The organism is Streptomyces sp. NPDC111744 (genome assembly GCF_055634995.1).
On sequence record NZ_JBVKCG010000046.1, the window covers coordinates 9,966 to 27,329 of the forward strand.

17 protein-coding genes and 3 pseudogenes are annotated in these 17,364 nt (G+C 66.4%); 14 read left to right on the forward strand and 6 right to left on the reverse strand.

What is annotated here, in order from left to right:
* Positions 1-46 precede the first annotated feature (46 nt).
* Positions 47-3,409 (forward strand): hypothetical protein, encoded by a 3,363-nt coding sequence (locus ACZ7OO_RS42585; RefSeq protein ID WP_471512768.1) that lies wholly within the window; start codon positions 47-49, stop codon positions 3,407-3,409.
* On the opposite strand, the gene ACZ7OO_RS42590 is transcribed toward ACZ7OO_RS42585, so the two are convergent.
* The gene (locus tag ACZ7OO_RS42590) at positions 3,410-3,559 is read right to left on the reverse strand and encodes a hypothetical protein (RefSeq protein WP_471512769.1); all 150 of its coding nucleotides are present in this window, start codon (positions 3,557-3,559) and stop codon (positions 3,410-3,412) included.
* Here ACZ7OO_RS42590 and ACZ7OO_RS42595 point away from each other — a divergent pair.
* The 4 genes and pseudogenes from ACZ7OO_RS42595 to ACZ7OO_RS42610 all read left to right on the forward strand — a co-directional run bounded on the left by ACZ7OO_RS42595 (position 3,558) and on the right by ACZ7OO_RS42610 (position 5,503).
* Positions 3,558-3,719, forward strand: coding sequence for a hypothetical protein (locus ACZ7OO_RS42595; RefSeq protein ID WP_471512770.1), 162 nt, complete (start codon positions 3,558-3,560; stop codon positions 3,717-3,719). The genes ACZ7OO_RS42590 and ACZ7OO_RS42595 overlap by 2 nt on opposite strands.
* 257 nt (positions 3,720-3,976) lie before the next feature.
* On the forward strand, positions 3,977-4,489 hold the full coding sequence (locus ACZ7OO_RS42600) for a group II intron maturase-specific domain-containing protein (protein ID WP_471512771.1): 513 nt from the start codon (positions 3,977-3,979) through the stop codon (positions 4,487-4,489).
* Positions 4,490-4,683: 194 nt separating this feature from the next.
* Positions 4,684-4,902 (forward strand): annotated as a pseudogene (locus ACZ7OO_RS42605) (IS3 family transposase); the annotation flags it as partial.
* A gap of 16 nt (positions 4,903-4,918) precedes the next feature.
* Positions 4,919-5,503: an IS3 family transposase gene (locus ACZ7OO_RS42610; RefSeq protein WP_471512772.1), complete on the forward strand. Its 585-nt coding sequence runs from the start codon at positions 4,919-4,921 to the stop codon at positions 5,501-5,503.
* A gap of 234 nt (positions 5,504-5,737) precedes the next feature.
* On the opposite strand, the gene ACZ7OO_RS42615 is transcribed toward ACZ7OO_RS42610, so the two are convergent.
* On the reverse strand, positions 5,738-6,409 hold the full coding sequence (locus ACZ7OO_RS42615) for a nucleotidyl transferase AbiEii/AbiGii toxin family protein (RefSeq protein WP_471512773.1): 672 nt from the start codon (positions 6,407-6,409) through the stop codon (positions 5,738-5,740).
* On the reverse strand, positions 6,406-6,762 hold the full coding sequence (locus ACZ7OO_RS42620) for a hypothetical protein (protein WP_471512774.1): 357 nt from the start codon (positions 6,760-6,762) through the stop codon (positions 6,406-6,408). Before ACZ7OO_RS42620 ends, ACZ7OO_RS42615 begins: the two co-directional genes overlap by 4 nt.
* 499 nt (positions 6,763-7,261) lie before the next feature.
* On the opposite strand from ACZ7OO_RS42620, the gene ACZ7OO_RS42625 reads away from it, so the two are divergent.
* The 3 genes from ACZ7OO_RS42625 (at position 7,262) to ACZ7OO_RS42635 (ending at position 10,529) form a co-directional block, all read left to right on the forward strand.
* Positions 7,262-7,924, forward strand: coding sequence for a hydrolase (locus tag ACZ7OO_RS42625; protein ID WP_471512784.1), 663 nt, complete (start codon positions 7,262-7,264; stop codon positions 7,922-7,924).
* 58 nt (positions 7,925-7,982) lie between these two features.
* A complete protein-coding gene (locus ACZ7OO_RS42630; RefSeq protein ID WP_471512775.1) occupies positions 7,983-8,555 on the forward strand; it encodes a DoxX family protein in 573 nt (190 codons plus the stop codon).
* A gap of 285 nt (positions 8,556-8,840) precedes the next feature.
* Positions 8,841-10,529: an MFS transporter gene (locus ACZ7OO_RS42635; protein ID WP_471512776.1), complete on the forward strand. Its 1,689-nt coding sequence runs from the start codon at positions 8,841-8,843 to the stop codon at positions 10,527-10,529.
* Between the two features lie 23 nt (positions 10,530-10,552).
* Here ACZ7OO_RS42635 and ACZ7OO_RS42640 read toward each other — a convergent pair whose 3' ends face one another.
* Positions 10,553-10,894: a hypothetical protein gene (locus tag ACZ7OO_RS42640; protein ID WP_471512777.1), complete on the reverse strand. Its 342-nt coding sequence runs from the start codon at positions 10,892-10,894 to the stop codon at positions 10,553-10,555.
* Here ACZ7OO_RS42640 and ACZ7OO_RS42645 point away from each other — a divergent pair.
* Positions 10,787-11,050: an integrase core domain-containing protein gene (locus tag ACZ7OO_RS42645; protein ID WP_471512778.1), complete on the forward strand. Its 264-nt coding sequence runs from the start codon at positions 10,787-10,789 to the stop codon at positions 11,048-11,050. The genes ACZ7OO_RS42640 and ACZ7OO_RS42645 overlap by 108 nt on opposite strands.
* Positions 11,051-11,146: 96 nt before the next feature.
* Here ACZ7OO_RS42645 and ACZ7OO_RS42650 read toward each other — a convergent pair whose 3' ends face one another.
* Positions 11,147-14,935 carry a S8 family serine peptidase gene (locus tag ACZ7OO_RS42650; RefSeq protein WP_471512779.1) on the reverse strand — a complete coding sequence of 1,263 codons (3,789 nt, stop codon included), beginning with the start codon at positions 14,933-14,935 and terminating at the stop codon, positions 11,147-11,149.
* A 324-nt stretch (positions 14,936-15,259) separates the two neighbouring features.
* On the opposite strand from ACZ7OO_RS42650, the gene ACZ7OO_RS42655 reads away from it, so the two are divergent.
* Genes ACZ7OO_RS42655 through ACZ7OO_RS42670 form a run of 4 tightly spaced genes read left to right on the forward strand, consistent with a single transcriptional unit; the run spans position 15,260 to position 16,424 of the window.
* The gene (locus ACZ7OO_RS42655; RefSeq protein WP_471512780.1) at positions 15,260-15,415 is read left to right on the forward strand and encodes a helix-turn-helix domain-containing protein; all 156 of its coding nucleotides are present in this window, start codon (positions 15,260-15,262) and stop codon (positions 15,413-15,415) included.
* A gap of 24 nt (positions 15,416-15,439) precedes the next feature.
* Complete coding sequence (locus tag ACZ7OO_RS42660; RefSeq protein ID WP_471512781.1) at positions 15,440-15,649, forward strand: winged helix-turn-helix domain-containing protein; 210 nt, start codon at positions 15,440-15,442, stop codon at positions 15,647-15,649.
* 50 nt (positions 15,650-15,699) lie between these two features.
* Entirely contained in the window at positions 15,700-15,924 is a 225-nt protein-coding gene (locus ACZ7OO_RS42665; protein WP_471512782.1) for a hypothetical protein, read from the forward strand.
* Entirely contained in the window at positions 15,894-16,424 is a 531-nt protein-coding gene (locus ACZ7OO_RS42670; RefSeq protein WP_471512783.1) for a transposase, read from the forward strand. Before ACZ7OO_RS42665 ends, ACZ7OO_RS42670 begins: the two co-directional genes overlap by 31 nt.
* Positions 16,425-16,743: 319 nt before the next feature.
* On the opposite strand, the pseudogene ACZ7OO_RS42675 reads toward ACZ7OO_RS42670, so the two are convergent.
* Positions 16,744-16,938 (reverse strand): annotated as a pseudogene (locus ACZ7OO_RS42675) (transcriptional regulator); the annotation flags it as partial.
* Between ACZ7OO_RS42675 and ACZ7OO_RS42680 the strand changes: the two are divergent.
* Positions 16,936-17,079 (forward strand): annotated as a pseudogene (locus ACZ7OO_RS42680) (integrase core domain-containing protein); the annotation flags it as partial. The pseudogenes ACZ7OO_RS42675 and ACZ7OO_RS42680 sit on opposite strands and share 3 nt — an antisense overlap.
* Positions 17,080-17,364: the final 285 nt, after the last annotated feature.

Genomic DNA, 17,364 nt, shown 5'->3' on the forward strand with positions numbered 1-17,364 from the left:
CTACTCGATTTCTATCTACGCCCAGCGGCGAGGTCTGGCCCGCGATATGTGGGACGTGCTCGAAAACTCCAAGGAAACAGACTCACCCGGCGACCTGGTCAAACGCCTGGAAGGACTGATCCCGGAACATCCACGCCCAGAAACACTGCAAGGATTCTGGGAAGACTATCCTGGAATCCTCAGCGCTTTGGCCTCCAGAATCCCTGACCACCTCGCCGCCATCACCCGGCGATTCCCTGATTCCGAGCGGCGAGGTCTGGCCCGCGATATGTGGGACGTGCTCGAAAACTCCAAGGAAACAGACTCACCCGGCGACCTGCTCAAACGCCTGGAAGGACTGATCCCGGAACATCCACGCCCAGAAACACTGCAAGGATTCTGGGAATACAATCCCGAACTTCTCAGCGCTTTGGCCTCCAGAATCCCTGACCACCTTGCCACCATAACCGGGCGATTCCTTCCCGCCGCAGTCGAGACCCCCCTGGACCGAGATTTCACCTCTAGCTCACGTTTTGACGACCCAACTCTACTGCATCCGAATCCGGTCAGGGAAATATCGGCTCCGTACCGTGTGGAACCGATGCCGTTGATGGGGTGGATCCGTCAGAATACGGCGAACCATGCAGATCCGATCGTTCCTGGACCGCACGATAAAGCAGTTGCAGACGCGCTAAAGGAATCTGACCCCATAGCGGGCCTGAAAAAGATTTCATACGGTCAGTCGGACCCCACAGAGAACAAGGAACTGTTTTTGGCACTGTCACGAATGCGTCCAGACATCTGGAAAGAACAGGGGTCTTCATGGACAGCCGGCGTCGTCGCGCTGTTGCGGCGGTCGCGGCGCGCCACAGGCATTAGCGCCTCCGACATCCTCGAGCAGGTACGAGGAGGGACGTGGTTCCACACCGACGGCATCTCGCTGGACCACGGAACCCGGGCAGAACTGGCCGGTCTCTTCGATAAAGCTTATGCCCTCATACATCCTTCACAGAGGATGGTGCCCAGCGGTCGTGATCTGGTCATAGCCAGGATGCTCCTGCCGTCAGCAGAGAACCCGCCCGATGAAATCCGGTCCACAAGCAGTGCAGCAGCTGATGAAGACAAGTTTCGGAGAGAACCGGCAAATATTGAGGCCGCGCTCACCGAGCTCGCCAGGAGGGAAGATCATGCACTGCGGCGGGAGGCGACCGCAGGACGGGCAGCGGTCGATCTCATCTACTCCGCGAAACGTACGGCGCTTCGCGCGCGGCTCGCGAATGCCAAGGAAGACCTGGAAATTTTCACAGATCTCCAGCGCCGTGCGCGTAAACGAATCGACCCGCCAGCAGGGAGCGATGCACCGCTCTGGGCTTGGAAGGACCTTGCACCCTCGCAAATTGCCGCCTTGGTGATGATTGAGCGTCGTGCGCGCCTTGTACATTCTGCCGAACGTGACCGCGTCTTGTCTCAGCTGATGAGCAGGGGGCACCAATGGGCCCAAAAATATCCACTGCACGACAGACAAGCGATGGAAAGAATTGTTGACATTGCGCACGATTACATGCGCAATGAAATGGTCGTCACGGTAAATGTCTCGGCAACTCGCGTGAAGGAAGGGAAAAGGGTAATCGATCACCTGCTATCAGACCCTCGCACCCTATTCCGCAGCACCTGGGAAACAGGAATATTTGCGGGCACTAACATTGCAAAACGTGGCACCGTCGATGAAGGCTTGGGTTATACCGCGAACCTCAAACGAACAACAGGTCGGGGCGCCGATGAATCTACCCTGACCCGTGATACCACCCCGGGTTTCACGCCCGGCGATGCGGACAGGAAGCTCATGCCGAAGTATGCGGCCCTCACTTTCTTCGATCAGTTGGAGGGTGGCGCACCCGGGTTCGGTGAAACGATGTTTAGAATGAAACCGCACGTCCGCGAAAGACTCAGCCATACCCCTCAGGACAGCTTTTATCCGGAAGTTTACGGTGTAAAAGGTATCACTGGTTCCTACCACCTTTTCCCGCTCCTCGCTCACGGACACTCGAATACGGTCCGAAGAATTTTTGCGGAGGTCACTTCATATCAATACGACTCGGGCCTGAAAAATCCCCCACGTAACCATGTAGAATACCTTGAATCCCAATATCATGGGACCCTTAATTGGGTAGATGTAGATCTCATCAGACTGCTCCCGCCGCGAAATGAGAATGTTCCCGAGTTCCATGGGATCGCGGTCAGGCTGAAGGATTTTGCCCGTCAGTACGGTTTTTCATTCCGCGTCGAGCTACTCACTCCCGACGACGTCGTACGTGAGAGCAGGCATCCCGGTGAAGCAATTAGCTCAAATCAGGCGCTGCGCGCGGTCGTAGACCAACTCACCGTGCTGCTGGCAACCGATCCGGTGCCAACGAATAATGTTCTCCGGCGCATCAAGCAACTGAGATATCTGCGCAGCACAAGCTCCTTCGCCGACCTGGACGCAATCTTCCACACGGAACTGCAAGCAGGCAGCCTGTCCCACCATCTTCAGAAAGCGCTCCACGCAGGCCGCTTGCCCGCCCAAGACCACCACCACATCAGGGAGGCCCTGTCCGCCCCGCCCGAAGGCAGCATTGCCTCGGGACGGACTGCCGGGACAGCGACTCACGCCACTGGGTCGGCACAGCACACTTCCCATGCATCAACGCTCCCCGGTGCCGGTTCCGCACATATCCAGACCAGATGGATCGACACCAGAAACTGGAAGAGGATCGGGGAACGGCTGGGGTCGAACCAGGGCGGTACCTACACCGATCAACACGGACGTGCTTTCTATGTCAAGCAGGCGAAAACAGCGGAGCATGCACGCAATGAGGTATTGGCGGCGCGACTGTACAAACAAGCCGGAATTGATGTGGTCGATATCGACTTGGCATGGGTGGAGAATGGCCCCGGCACGGCGTCGATGTATCTCGAAAACGCGAAACAAGACCTTCGCCAGCGTATTAGACAGGGAGACTCGCAGTACTTGCAGCAGATCCAGCGGGGGTTCGCCGTTGACGTATGGCTGGCCAACTGGGACGTCGCGGGCACGGGGTACGACAACATCCTGAGCGTCGGAGACCAGCCCGTGCGCGTGGACACCGGCGGAGCCCTGCTCTTCCGCGCCCGGGGACAAGGAAAAGGAAATGCATTCGATACCAAGGTCTCAGAGTTCCAGACTCTGAGAGACGGGGTGCTCAACGCCAGCTCGTCTGCCATCTTCTCCGGAATGACACCGGCTCAGATCGCAGAGTCGATATCGCTGGTGCTAGCTATTCGCCCGGAGGACATCGACGCCGAAGTAGATGCCGTGGGGTTCCCGCCATATATCGCCGAACGCCTCAAGTCGCTGCTCAGGCAACGACAGGCCGCACTGGCGGCCATCCCGATGCAGGGCAGGGCTTGATCAAGTTCCGTAGGTGTCTCGATCGTTGGTGATGCCCAGGATCGGGAGTGCTCGTTGGGGTTCATCGCGGATCGCCCGGGTGGTCTTGGCGATGTTGTCGGCTCCGAGGGTCTTCAGCACGCCGATGGCGAGGTTGCGGAGGGTCGCCATGGCCCATGGTGCGGTCGCGGCGTGGACGGTGCAGGCGTCCTCGGCGAAGGTGACGTTCCTGATGTGGTGCGAGGAGTTCTCCGCTCCCCTGTGTCAGCGGATCGCGGCGGCCAGGTCGGCCGGGCCGGCCTGGCGGGCGTCGAAGCTGGTGCCGGCGTAGACACTCTCACGGGTCTCGCGCCGGCCGGTCTGCTTGCGGCGGCGGTGGACCCGCGGATGGCGAGGCGGGCGTGGGGAAAGGCGATTCCGCCGAGTTGGTCGGCGATGGCGCAGGTTTTGATCGAGCGGGACTCGTGGCGTCCGTGTCCGGTCCCGGAGGCGGTGTGCTGGACTGCGATGGACTGCCAGGGCAGGGTCGCGAGCTGGGCGTGGGCGGTGGGCTGGTTGGTCTTGATCACGGCGATGTAGTTGGCCTTCTTGGCCTCGACCAGCCAGGATTCCGAAGCCAAGACCCGGGTCGTCCACATGAGCGAGGGATTCGACTTCCTGGGGTTCCACATCCAGTGGCGCCGCAAGCGAGGTACGAGCACATGGCACGTCTACACCTTCATCTCCGACCGGGCCATCCGGCAGGTGAAGACGAAGATCCGTGCCCTGACCCGCAAGACGCCGCGTCTGGACCTGGACGCCACACTGGCCCAGCTGAACATGGCCAGGGGCGGATGGGCCTTCTACTTCCAGCACGCCATCGCGAAACGCGTGTTCAGCAAGCTGGACTCCTTCACCTGGTGGAGAGTGGCCAGACTGCTGCGTGAATGGCACCGCTGGAGCTGGAAGGAACTCCGCCGACGGCACACCACCCCCACCGGACGGTGGCTGCCGTTCTCGGCAAACGGTGTCGAGCTGCGGAACATCCAGACGATCCCGGTCACCCGGTATCGCTACCGCGGCGACAAGATTCCCAACCCCTGGGTCCCGGAAGCCTGCTGACGACAGCATCCGTGGAGAGCCCGGTACTCGGAGACGGGTACGCCGGGTTCGGCGAGCGGCACGGGGAAACGGGCCGGTGGCAACACCGGAACCGCGCCCCGTGCGGACTCAACGAACTGGTGAGGAGCCGCTTCCAGTTCGTTGACGACCATCGGAACACCTACGAGGTGAAGCGGCTCTGCCACGTCCTGAACGTGAACCGGTCCAGCTACTACAGGTGGCTCGCCGGCGCCGAGGCCCGGGCCACCCGGCAGCGCCAGGACCGGATCCTGGCCGAGGAGATCCGCGAGGTCCACGGCGAGTCCGGTGGCGCTTACCGCTCCCCGCGAGTGACGGCCGAGTTCCGCGAGAAAGTGCGGCGGGTCAACGAGAAGCGGATCGCCCGGATCATGCGGACGTTTTCCATCACCGGCATCCGCCTGCGGACGCGTGCGCACCACCGTTCCGGACCCGGCAGCCTCACCAGTCCCGGACCTGTTCCAGCGGGACTTCACCGCTACCGAGCCGGGGCACACATACATAGGCGACATCACGTATCTCCCGCTCGCGGACCGGGAGTTCGTGTATCTCGCGACCGTGCTGGACTGCCTCAGTCGCAAGGTCGTCGGCTGGTCCATCGCCGACCACATGCGCACCGGCCTGGTCGCCGACCCACTGCGGATGGCAGCCTCGACCCGTGGCCGCCTGGACGGCTCCGTGTTCCACTCCGACCACGGAGCGCAATACGGATCCCGGACCTTCGCCGGCCTCTGCGACCAACTCGGGGTCGCACGGTCGATGGGCGCGGTCGGCACCAGCGCCGACAACGCGGCCTGCGAAAGCTTCCACGCCTCCCTGAAACGCGAGACCCTCCAGGACGCCCACGACTACGGCGACTCCGATACCTGCCGCAGGACCGTCTTCGCCTGGCTGACCCGCTACAACACCCGCCGCCGGCACTCCGCCAACGGTCACCTCAGCCCCAACGAATACCAACACCGACACCACACCGCTAAACTCACGCTCGCCGCGTGATCAATAACCGCGTGCCCACCTTCACGGGGGAAGGCCCCTGGCCATACTGCTCGTCCTTCGATCTTGCCGGGGTGCTGGCCGGAGTGAATAGCGGCGTCTCGCCTCGGCGGGAAGACGCACGGCGTCTGTTCTACCCCACCCGTGGCTCGGTCGCTCGATCACTGGTCCTTGCCCCGGCCACCCTTTGGCGCCGAACCTCGCACGACAGTCCGGCACGCCGCCGACACCCCTCCCTCAAAGATCGTCGGGATCTGCCTCCACGTGCAGACGCGTACCGATGTCGGCGGCCCACCCCAGCGCCCACGTCCTGAGAGCGTCGATCTGATCGGGCTCAAGGCCGTAGTCGGCGTAGTCCTGGTCGTCCCACCATTCCGCTCCGGCGAGGCGGTCGTGCAGGTCCTCCAGGCTGAAGGCGTAGCGCGCGTGTCGCCGGCCGAGGTTCTCTAGCTCGGCTGTGGACCGGTGCCGGGAGGCGGCGTGGACGTCGATGAGGTCGCGGACGGCGCCCCGGTCGGCGAGGGCGCGTACCTTCGTCCCGATCACGTCGTCCAGCGCCAGCACCGGGCCGTATTGGCTGGCTGTCGGCGGCTGCCAGAGGACTTCCTTCAGGACGTCGACCTCGCACTGCTCGCCGGTCGCGGGATCGGTGGCGATGAGCCTGCCGGACAGTGCGCCGATCTCGATCTGTGCGACCTGCCAGCCCCGCTCGGTGAGGCCCTCGCTCACGACCTGGAAGATCTCGCTGATCGGTGCCGGGTTCTCGGTGGCGACGTCGAGGTCCTGGGAGAGCCGGTCGACCAGGCCGTGCGCCTGGACCGCGTAGCCGCCGGTGATCACCAAGGGGTAGGGCGTGCCGAGGTCGAGGACGTCGGTCAGCAGGCGACGATGCAGATCGGAAAGGTTCACGCGGCGGCGGTGGTCTCGTCCGTCGGCAGCTCGGGGAAGCGGTCCTCCCACGCGTCGCGCAGAGGACGGCTGATCAGCGTGCGCAGAACCGGCCACTGCGCGACGAGCAGCTCACGGCTGAGGAAGGAGACCAGGTCCTCGCGCTGCCCCTCGGCCAGAACCGTGCGGTACAGACTCATCCGCGAACGGGGCTGATCGAGCCCGTAGGACCGCCGACCCGACCAGACCACGTGCAGGGGCAGCTCCACAGTGCCGGCCGTCGGCCCGCCGAGCTCACCCAAAGAGACGGGGAGCCTGCGCGCGTACTGCTCGCGCAGCATCTCGAAGGCGCTCGGCGTGGAGAGATCGGACATGACCCCAGTATCGCCTCTCGGACGGTTCGATGGCACGACGCCGGCCACACCGTGCAATTCTGCACCGGCGTCGAGGCTGACCCCCACCTCCGGGAGGAGGGGCCGGGCCTGCCTTCGGCGTCCGCCCTGACCGGCTCCCCGCCGACCGCGGCGCACGGAGAGCAGCAGTGCACTGGCGGAACACAGCCAGTGCCCTGCTGGAACACCCGGATACTTCGGATCCAAATAGCCTGCAGGTGCTCCGGAGACCTGGCAGCGCTGTCACGCGACTGCTTCACCCTGCCCGAGCCGGACATTGCGCACATCGAGTCCCTGCCGACGGTGGTCGGCGGCCGGGTCGTCCGTGCCACTGCCGAGCACGAGGGCCTAGACGAGGAGGGGCCCGATCACGAGCCGCCCCTCCACGGGACACCACCCCGACTCGCGCCGTCCACCGGACGGTTGCTCTCACCGGCGGACGCCGTCCGCGATCGCGTCCCACATGGAAAGGCTCACTCTCATGGTCAACATCGCCGAGGTCACCGCCGCCCCCAGCCCGGACCTGCTCACCCCGGACAACTGCGCGGTGCTCTTCGTGGACCACCAGCCGCAGATGTTCTTCGCCGCGGGCAGCGGCGACCGCACCGCCATCATCAACTCCACCGTGGGGCTGGCGAAGTCCGCGAAGGTGTTCGACGTGCCGGTCGTGCTGAGCACCGTGGCCGCCGAGTCCTTCTCTGGCCCGATCATGCCGCAGCTGGCGGCCATCTTCCCGGAGAACAAGATCATCGACCGCAGCACGATGAACGCCTGGGAGGACATCGCCTTCGTCGAGGCGGTCAAGGCGACCGGCCGCGAGAAGCTCGTCATCGCCGGCCTGTGGACCGAGGTGTGCGTCGTCCTGCCGGTGCTCTCCGCCATGGCCCAGGGCTACGAGGTCTACGTGGTCACCGACGCATCCGGCGGGGTCAGCCCGCAGGCCCACGAGCATGCCGTCCAGCGCATGGCGCACAGCGGCGCGGTTCCGGTGACCTGGGTGCAGGTGCTGCTGGAGCTGCAGCGCGACTGGGCTCGCACCGAGACGTACGCCGCGGTGGGCGACGTGGTCAAGGAGCACGGCGGCGCCTACGGCCTCGGGCTCGTCTACGCCCAGGCGATCATCGGCGCTCACGCGGCCGGCTGACCTCTTCACCCTCTTCACTCAGGCCATTGACGGCACGTCAGGAGAAGGCAGGAACGTAGTGGATACCGGGCTGTTGGTGCTCCGGCTGGTGGCGGGTCTGCTCATCGCCGGGCATGGAGTGCAGAAGGTCAGTTTCCGGCTGGGGGGCAACGGCCTGGCAGGCGGAACCGAGGAGTTCAGGCACGACGGCTTCCGCGGCGGCCAGCTCACCGCGCTCGCCGCGGGCGGCAGCCAAGTGGGCGCCGGCCTGTTCCTGGCGGCCGGTCTGCTCACTCCCGCGGCGGCGATGGCCGCCATGGGGGTGATGACGGTCGCGTCCACCGTCAAGTGGCACAACGGGCTCTGGGTGCAGAACGACGGCTACGAGTACCCGCTGTTCCTCGTCGCCGTCTCCGCGGAGCTGGCGCTCACCGGTCCCGGGCGCTGGTCGGCCGACCACGTCCTCGGGCTGTCCCCCTGGCCCCTGTGGGTCTCCGTCGCGGCCATCGCGATCGGCCCGGCCGGCGGACTCCTCACCCGGCTGTTCCTGCGCCGCCCGCCGATCCCGGCAGGGGGATTCCGTAAGTACAAGCTGCCGGGCGGAATTCACGCGGTGGACCAACCAGGCGTAGATGCTGGGCGTGAACGATGACCGTGACCGTGCTCTTCCACCGGTGGCCACTTGCAGGGGCCGGCATCCCGTCCCTGCGTCCGCCAGGCTTCCAAGGCCACCGCAGGGCCGGCCGGTGGGCGTCCGCTGCTCCTGTGCACATCGCTCGTGTCCCCGCAGCTCTTCGCTACCGGACCAAGAACCGTGCACCGCCGGGCAACAGGGGTACACCGCAGCCCCCTAGCATGATCACCTGCCGTGTGTACACGGCGCCTGACGCATCGCCGGATGCGCGGCGCCCCCGTCCTCGATCCGGTATGGACCAGCATGAGCACTGCATCGTCACCGATAGCCCAGCGAGATTCGCCCTGGGCCCCGCTCGCGGCGCGCGTCTTCCGCGCGCTGTGGATCGCGCAGCTGGTTTCCAACATCGGCGCCTGGATGCAGACGGTGGGCGCCCAGTGGCTGCTGATCGGGCACGGCGCCGCGTTGCTGACGCTCGTCCAGACCGCCTCCAGTCTCCCCGTCGTACTGCTGGCCCTGCCCTCGGGCGTGCTGGCCGACCGCTACGACCGTCGTACGGTGCTGCTGGTCGCCCAGTTCGCCATGCTCGCGGTCTCCACCGCGCTGACCGTCCTGGCGGTCGCAGGCACGCTCACCCCGGAGCTGTTGCTCGGCCTCACCTTCCTGCTGGGATGCGGCACCGCGCTGATGGGCCCGGCATGGCAGGCGATCCAGCCGGAGCTCGTGGAACGCCGCCAATTGGGACAGGCGGCCGCGCTCGGCGCCGTGAACATGAACCTCGCCCGCGCCCTGGGCCCGGCGGTCGGCGGCGCGGTGGTCGCGGCAGCGGGCACAGGCTGGGTGTTCGCCTTCAACACCGCGTCCTACCTCGGCATCGCGGCCGTTCTCACACTCTGGCGGCGCCCCCGGACCCAAACGCCCCCGGGTCAGAGCGAGAAGCTCCTGACGGCACTGCAGGCGGGCCGCCGCTACGTGTGGTACGCGCCCGGAGTCCGCCGAGTCCTGCTGCGCACGCTGCTGTTCATACCCGGCGGTGCCGCGCTGTGGTCACTGCTTCCCCTGGTCGCGAGCCGTTCTCTGGGGCTGGGCTCGGGAGGGTACGGGCTGCTGCTCGGCGCGGTCGGTGCCGGAGCCGTCGGCGGGGCCTTCGTACTGCCGCCCGTCCGGCGTGCTCTCGGCACCAACGGCACTTTGGCCGCCGGCGCCCTTGTCTTCGCCCTCTCGCTCGCGGTGATGGCCGTCACCCGGCTCCCCTGGCTCGCGGCGGGCGCGCTGCTGCCCGCCGGACTGGCCTGGATCGGCGTGCTGTCCACCCTGAACGCCGCCCTCCAGACGCGGCTGCCCGGCTGGGTCAGGGCCCGGGGATTCGCCGTCTACCTCCTGGTCTTCCAGGGCGGGCAGGCGCTGGCAGCACCCCTGTGGGGCGCGCTGGCCGATACGGCGGGCCTGACCGTCTCGCTCCTGGCCGGCAGCGCACTGCTCGTGGTCGGCGCGGTGAGCGTGCGCCACTGGCCTCTGCACGGCACGGACACCATCGATCCGACTCCGTCCGACCACTGGCCGGTTCCGCCCCTGCTGTTCGAGCCCGGACCGGCCGACGGCCCCGTACTGGTCTCCGTCTCCTACCGGGTCGGACCCGGGAACAGAGCCGCCTTCACCGACTGCATGGAAAATGTGGCCCGCTCGCGGCGCCGCACGGGAGCCCTCACCTGGGGCCTCTACCAGGACGGCAACGATCCGGACCGGTTCATCGAGAACTACCTGGTCGCCTCCTGGGCGGAGCACCTCGCCCAGCACCACAGCCGGACCACGGCCACCGACCGCCGTCACGAAGAACGGGCCCGCAGCCTGCTCATGGCGGGCACGGTCCCGGAGGTGACCCATGCCTTCGACGCCGCCGGCGGTCCTGTCGTACCAGAGACTCAGGCAGAGACCGGCGCCACCGCCACGGCCGGCGTCAAACCCGGTGCCCCGCTCGGTAACACGCCGTAATGAGCACCCGTGGTCTCAAAGGTTCACGCGGCGGCGGTGGTCTCGTCCGTCGGCAGCTCGGGGAAGCGGTCCTCCCACGCGTCGCGCAGAGGACGGCTGATCAGCGTGCGCAGAACCGGCCACTGCGCGACGAGCAGCTCACGGCTGAGGAAGGAGACCACGTTCTCGCGCTGCCCCTCGGCCAGAACCGTGCGGTACAGACTCATCCGCGAACGGGGCTGATCGAGCCCGCAGGACCGCCGACCCGACCAGACCACGTGCAGGGGCAGCTCCACAGTGCCGGCCGTCGGCCCGGCTCGTGTTTCGACAACGCCGTCAGCAAGGCGTTCAACAGCGTACTCAAGGTCGAATACGTCCACCGGCACACCTTCACCACCCGCACCGAGGCACGGCTAGAGATCGCCACCTGGATCACCGGCTTCTACAACACCCGTCGACTACACAGCGTGTGCGGATACCGGAGCCCAATAGACTACGAACAAGACCACCAGGCCGACCCCACCGTGGAGTCGGCCGCTTGAAAGATCTCCACGGCGCGAGGGGACTGACAGGTTTCCGTCACCCTGTCAGGGGGCCGGTGTCGCGCTCGTGAGCGTGACACCAGCCCCGCACGAGGGTCACTTGAGGCCGAAGGCCCGTATGACCGTCTGGGTGACGCCGCCGCCGTTGCGCTGCTTGGCGGTGACGCGAATGGACACGTACCTGGACCGGGGCGGCGCGCTCAGCTTCGCCAGCCAGGAGCCCCTGCTCTCCTTCAGGCCCTGACGCGTCCAGGTCCTCCCGTCGTCGTAGGAGACCTCGAGTCCCAGTGAGGAGACCGCGTCCTTGACGGAGGAGCTGCCGAGTACGTCGGGTGTGATGGACAGGTCCGTCTTGCGTCCGGTCCGGCCGGCGGCGTCCAGGTCCGTGCCGTAGTCCAGCTGGACCAGCGGAACGGCCTGTGCGTCGGTGGCGGCCCCGGAGGTGAAGCTCCACTCCGTGCGGGTGGTCTCGGAGTACGGGCTGACGCTGGTGTCGCCCTTCGTCTCGACGACCATCCGGTATGGCAGTTGCTGCGGTTCCAGCTCACTGGCGCTGATCTGGGGCCAGCCTTCGAACTGGGACAGCAACTTGTCTCCCTGATAGAGCGAGACCGTCTGGGGCGCGCCGACCATACCGCCGCTGTGCGCGGCTCCGGCATCGCCGAACGCCTCGACATAGCCGCTGAACCACTCCGAACCGCGGTAGAGAATATTGCTGTTGAGCAGGCGTGGCCGCGTGATGGGCCCGAACCAGCGGTCCTTCTGGACGCTACCCGGCTGGTAGGCCACCTGGTCGGTGGACGAGTTGCTGACCCCCACGACAGCGCCGTACTGCCGCCACTTGAGGCCGCCTCCGGCGGAGACCCAGTCGGTGCGGGGGCCGGGGGCGACCGGCTCGGCGGACAGCGCGGGCGCCGCGGTTCCCGGCCACTCGTACGGAGGGAAGTCCGACCGCCTCTCAATGGCCTGCATGCCGGCGGGCGGGGCGAAGTCGAGGTCGATCCGGGCGAGCTTGCGGGGATCCGTGTTCGCCGAGGGGTCCTCGGGGACTCCGCCGACGTGGTAATCGGCCAGGTCGTACAGGTACTTGGCCGTGGGGTGGGCCTCGACTGCCAACCGTACCCCGTCGTGGCCCGCTGCGGCGAGCTTCTTGATCAGTGCCTCTCCCTCGTCCAGGGTCACCGAGGCGACCGGAAGCGGTCCGGTGGTCACCGTGTCGGGGTCGCCGTACCAGTCGTTCTTCCGGCCGAGACCCTCGTTGACCACCAGGAGCATCGCCGCGCCGGCTGTCTTCGCTGCCGCCGCCTGATCCGTGGGAGCCACGGTATCGCTGCTGCGCACCACCACGGCCTTGCCGCGGGCGGAGACGCGGGCGTACTCGGCGGGTGAGCCGGTACCGGCGAACACGGTGCCCAGGTGTGAGGTGCCGTCCGGCAGCGCCTTGGAACCGGGCTGCGCGAGCGCGTCGTCAAGGCGGTGGCCGCCGTAGGTGATCGCCAGCGGCGTCTGCTCGGCACGGATCCTGGTACTGAAGACGAAACTGCCCTTCTTCACCTTGTCCTTGGTCGGCATGGCCCACAGGCTGTCGTACTCGGCGGAGGGGAACTCCACGTCGAACAGCGCCCCCCAGTCGGGTGTGGGCTCGGTCGACGTCCAGTTGCGGTAGAGGTCGACCCGGCTGCTGACGACGTTGGTCGGCTTGGGTGTCGCGACCTTCACCTGGCGTGCCTGCGAGGCATCGAGCTCCACGGTCCGGTCGGCCACCAGGTCGACTTCGGGCGCTGTCAGCACCGCGTATCCGAGGGAGTGGGGGCCGTGCAGGCCTTCCACGTCGGCGAAGGAGTAGAGCATGTAGGAGCCGGGGGCCAGCCGCCGGGTGGCCGTTCCGTCTGAGGGGACGTCCACGAACACGTCGCTCCCGTCAGAGCTCCTGATGTCGACGGACCCCGCCATGGGCCGGCCGGCGCGGTCCTTGAGGTGGACCGTGAGGGCGTATTTCTCCGACTCGACGGAGAACCCCGCGGCCGTGTGCATCCGGCCGCCGTCGAAACGCGCCGTGACCTGGGCGGAGTACAGGCCCGCAGCGAGCCCCCTCGGGTCCGTCACCAGGTCGGCCTGCGCGGTCCCGTTCGCGGGCACGGTGACGTGGTCGCTGGCGAGGGTGAATGCCTGCGCGGGCGAGACGCCCGGGTCGACGGACAGATCCAGGGTGACCGGGGTGTCCGTGGTGTTGGTGTACGTGATCTGCCGCCGCATCGGCTGCCGTTGCGTCTGGGGCGACCACGTGACGAGCCCCGCGTCAACCGATCCGGTGGCGAACACCTTGGCGTAGTACGCGCCGGCCACGTTCACCCGGCCGGCGCCCGCCTGGTAGGGGGTGTAATCGGGGGTCGGACTACTGGTGCTCATCAGAGCGTCCTTCAGCTGCTGAGCGGTCCAGTCCGGATGTTTCTGGGCCAGCAGGACGGCCGCACCGGCGACGTGGGGCGTCGCCATGGAGGTGCCGCTGTCCACGCGGTAGTAGCCCTCGCCGCCGTCGTTCATGTACTGCGAGCGCGCCGCCAGCACGTCCACGCCGGGAGCGGTGATGTCCGGCTTGAGGCCGTCGTCGCCCGCCCGCGGACCGAGACTGGAGAACGGGGCTAGGTGGTCGGAGCCGTCCACCGCGCCGACGGTGAGCGCGGCTTCCGCGGTTCCCGGCGCGCCGAGGGTGTAGGGACCCTGTTCCCCACCGTTGCCCGCGGCGATGACGAAGAGTGCGCCCGTCTCGGCGCTCAGCTGGTTCACGGCCTGGCTCACCGGATTGTCCTGGCCGTTCCGGACCGAACTGCCGAGGCTCATGCTGATCACCTTGGCGTGCTGGGTCTGCGCCGCCCATTCCATGCCGTTGATGATCCAGGAGTCCTGACCGATGTTCTGGTTGCTGAGCACCTTCCCCACCAGCAGATCGGCCTCGGGAGCGACTCCCTTCTCCTTTCCACCGGAGGCGGCGCCCGTACCGGCGATGGTGGAGGCGGTGTGCGTCCCGTGCCCGAACCGGTCGAGGATGTCCTCGCCGGGGACGAAGCTCTTGGACTCCACGATGCGGTCCTTGAGATCCGGATGGGTGGTGTCCACTCCGGTGTCAAGGATGGCGACCTGGACTCCGGCGCCCGTTCCCCCACTTGCCCAGGCAGCGGGAGCGCCGATCTGGGCCGTGCTGTCGGCAAGGGCGCCCTTCGACTTGCCATCGAGCCACACCTTGTCCACCCCGGCGGTGAAAGGGAGCGTCGGCGCGGCCCGCGACGTGTCGTCGTTCCGGGCCGCTGGCCGGTCACCGGTGAGGGCCGACCAGAAGGTGGCGGACTTCGACCGCCGGGTACGGACCGCCTCACCGTGGAGCACGGGAAGGCTGAGTGTGGTCTCGGAGCCGGGCAGTGCGGCGTTGGGATGCGGGGTGGACGAGCCGTTCACGACGGCGGGCTTGAGCGTGGCCGCACTCTTCTTGTGGGTGACGATCAGGGGCAGCGAACTCGCATGCGCGTCGTCATAGCCCTGGGATATCAGCTCGGTGACGTCGAAGAGTTCCTTGTCGAGCCGACCGTCCGCGATGTACGGCATGGCCTCGTCGGGGTACACGTAGGTGTCCCGGCCCTCGGTTGTGACGCGTACCGAGCCCGAGGCGCCCGGCGCGCGTTCCACGTTCACCGATGGCGCCCCTCCGGCAGGCCCTGGAGTGACCGTCACCTTGTCGCCGGTGATCAGCGTCACGGTCGTCGGTGCACGATGCTTCGCGTCGGCCAAGGCCGGTGCGGTAGCGGCCAGTTGGAAGGGGTGGACGTCCTGAGTTACCGAGGCGGCCACCAGGGTGGCAACGACGGCGGCCGCGACAGCGGCCGATGCCACGGCCGATCTTCGCGAATAGGAATTCCGCACATTATCTCGGGAGCCGAGGGTCTTCTGAATCTGAATCACCTTTAGGGCATCATGGAAAAGCGCTGCAATTTGCCGATAGGAGCCCGCGGAAGCCGTGAGTCAACTGCGGTGAAGGGCACGCTAATAAGCCTTCATTGCCAGGATGTCACATCCGCGATTCCAATCAAGACCCCTGCCGCGCAGGCTGTCTGATCCCGGATCCACCGGCCTGATGCCTGTGGATAGTGGGTCTTCTAATTTACTGATCTTTAAGGCTGCGGTTGACGTATCGGCCATGTGCGGCATACCAGATGTATGGGGAGTCGAGCTCGCAGGCAGTTGAGCCTGGTTGAGGCCGAGCGGCGGCGTTTGCAGGCGGCCGATTTATTCGAACAAGGGATGCGGCAGAGCAAGGTCGCGGAGGTGCTCGGGGTGAGTCGGCAGGCGGTGAGTCTGTGGCACCGGGCATAGCGGGAGGGCGGCAGCGATGCGTTGTTGTCCAAGGGGCCTGGCGGCAGCTCGTACTTGAGTGCCGAGCAGGAAGCGGAGCTGGAAGTTTTGCTGCGGGCCGGTCCGATGGAGCACGGCTGGGACGACCAGCGGTGGACGCTGGCGCAGATCGGCCGGTTGGCCGAGGAGCGGTTCCACGTCACGTACGAGTTCTCGGGAGTCTGGCGTCTGCTGGACTGTCTGGGCTGGTCGTGACAGGTTCCCAAGGTGCGGGCCGTCGAGCGCCACGAGGAGGCGATCGCCGCATGGCGCACGGAAACGTGGCCGGCGGCCTCCCATCCGCGCAGGTCACCGCGTCCGGAGGGTGGATGTGCTTCGAGGACGAGGCCGGGGCATGGCTGAACGGCCCGGTCCGCCGCACCTGGGGCAAGGCCGGTCACACCCCGGTGCTGCGCATATCCGGTAAGTACAACGACAAGATCAGCATGGTCGACTGGGTGTGTTTCAAGGACGGTGTCGAACCCGGCTGATCTACGCGGTCAAGCCATCCGGCGGCTATACGAAGAAAGACGTCCCATGCTTCCTGGCCCTGCTCCACCGCCGCCTGGACGGGCCGGTCACCGTCGTCTGGGACAACTACTCCAGCCACATCAGCAAACACGAGAAGCAGTACGCGCAGCGGCAGGACTGGCTCACGATCATCCAGATGCCCTCCTACGCACCGGAGTTGAACCCCGTGGAGCTGCTATGGGCCCACGCCAAGGAGAAGATCGCGAACCGGGCGTTTCATTCGATTGACGAGCTGCACCGGGCCACCCGCAGCGCCCTCCGGTACATCCAGCGCCGCCCCGAACTCCTCTCGCATTCCTGGCCGGAACCGGCCTCGAACTCACCCCACCAGCGTCAAGCCCGTAGTCAAATACCAGTAGTGGGCGCCGGAGGTGTCGACGGCCCAGACGTGGGGGCCGTCCGGGTCGACGTCCTGCGGGGCGAGGTGGTGGCCGGCGGAGCACTCGAACAGGCGATTTGATTTTGGCCTGCGGGTCAGACTTCGGTATAGGCCACGGGAAGGCTCGGCACCGGTTCCGGTATATCGCAGATTCGAAGCCCCGTTCCATGGCGCTGGGGCCAACGGGACTTCAACGTGATTAAGCGGCTCGCGCCACGTTGTTCATCAGTCGGGCCAGTGGATAACCATCACATCTCTCCATGTCTATAGTCGGGATTGGTGTGATTGAACTATCAGCAGTACTGGTGGCGAATGTCTAGAGCTGTGGCCCAAACGGGAGAGGAAGAGTGCACTTAGGGGTAGAGATTGTTTATTCCTCCCCTGCGGTCAGAGCGACACGTTAAGCCGCAAATCCGATACTCGAAACGTACTCGTATTGGCCCCATTGTGAGCCGAGGTCGACCACCGCGTCGTCCACCCAGGCGTTGTCGAGAGCGTCGTCATCGTCGGCGGCCCACGCGGCGACGATCCGGTCCCAGCGGCACACGTTCAACGTCCGGAACTCCACGGGCCGTTGCTGGGGCCGGGAGACCTGAAACGGGAGACGCTGCAGGGGAAGAAGCGGTGGGCCGGGGCGCGCGGGGCCCGGCTCGCGGTCTTCCGCTGGGCGACCCGCTACAACACCCGAAGAAGGCACTCCCGGCTCGGCCAGATCAGCCCGATCGCCTTCGAGTAACGATCAACTACGCTGACCTCTGCCGCATGACAACCGATGTCCACGATCAAGGGTCAGGGCCCGCCGAGGGTTGGGTCTGGTAGGTGGGGCCGGGTTGTCGGGGCCCGCTGGGCGGCCATGTCCGACCGTTGTGTTGGGTTGTCGAGTGGGCCGTCTTGGCGTGAGGAGTGTCGCGCATGGGTGATCTGCAGATGCCGGGTGCGGTGGCGTGGGTGGCGAATCTGGCGGTGGGTCAGGAGTGGCCGGATGGGTCGGAGACGGGCCTGAACCGGTTGGGGGCCGCGT

Coding starts and splice junctions, on each gene's coding strand:
- ACZ7OO_RS42590 (WP_471512769.1), bottom strand. CDS start 3,559: ATGGCGACCCTCCGCAACCTCGCCATCGGCGTGCTGAAGACCCTCGGA.
- ACZ7OO_RS42655 (WP_471512780.1), top strand. CDS start 15,260: ATGGGGAGTCGAGCTCGCAGGCAGTTGAGCCTGGTTGAGGCCGAGCGG.
- ACZ7OO_RS42625 (WP_471512784.1), top strand. CDS start 7,262: ATGGTCAACATCGCCGAGGTCACCGCCGCCCCCAGCCCGGACCTGCTC.
- ACZ7OO_RS42665 (WP_471512782.1), top strand. CDS start 15,700: ATGGCGCACGGAAACGTGGCCGGCGGCCTCCCATCCGCGCAGGTCACC.
- ACZ7OO_RS42635 (WP_471512776.1), top strand. CDS start 8,841: ATGAGCACTGCATCGTCACCGATAGCCCAGCGAGATTCGCCCTGGGCC.
- ACZ7OO_RS42620 (WP_471512774.1), bottom strand. CDS start 6,762: ATGTCCGATCTCTCCACGCCGAGCGCCTTCGAGATGCTGCGCGAGCAG.
- ACZ7OO_RS42585 (WP_471512768.1), top strand. CDS start 47: ATGTGGGACGTGCTCGAAAACTCCAAGGAAACAGACTCACCCGGCGAC.
- ACZ7OO_RS42595 (WP_471512770.1), top strand. CDS start 3,558: ATGGCCCATGGTGCGGTCGCGGCGTGGACGGTGCAGGCGTCCTCGGCG.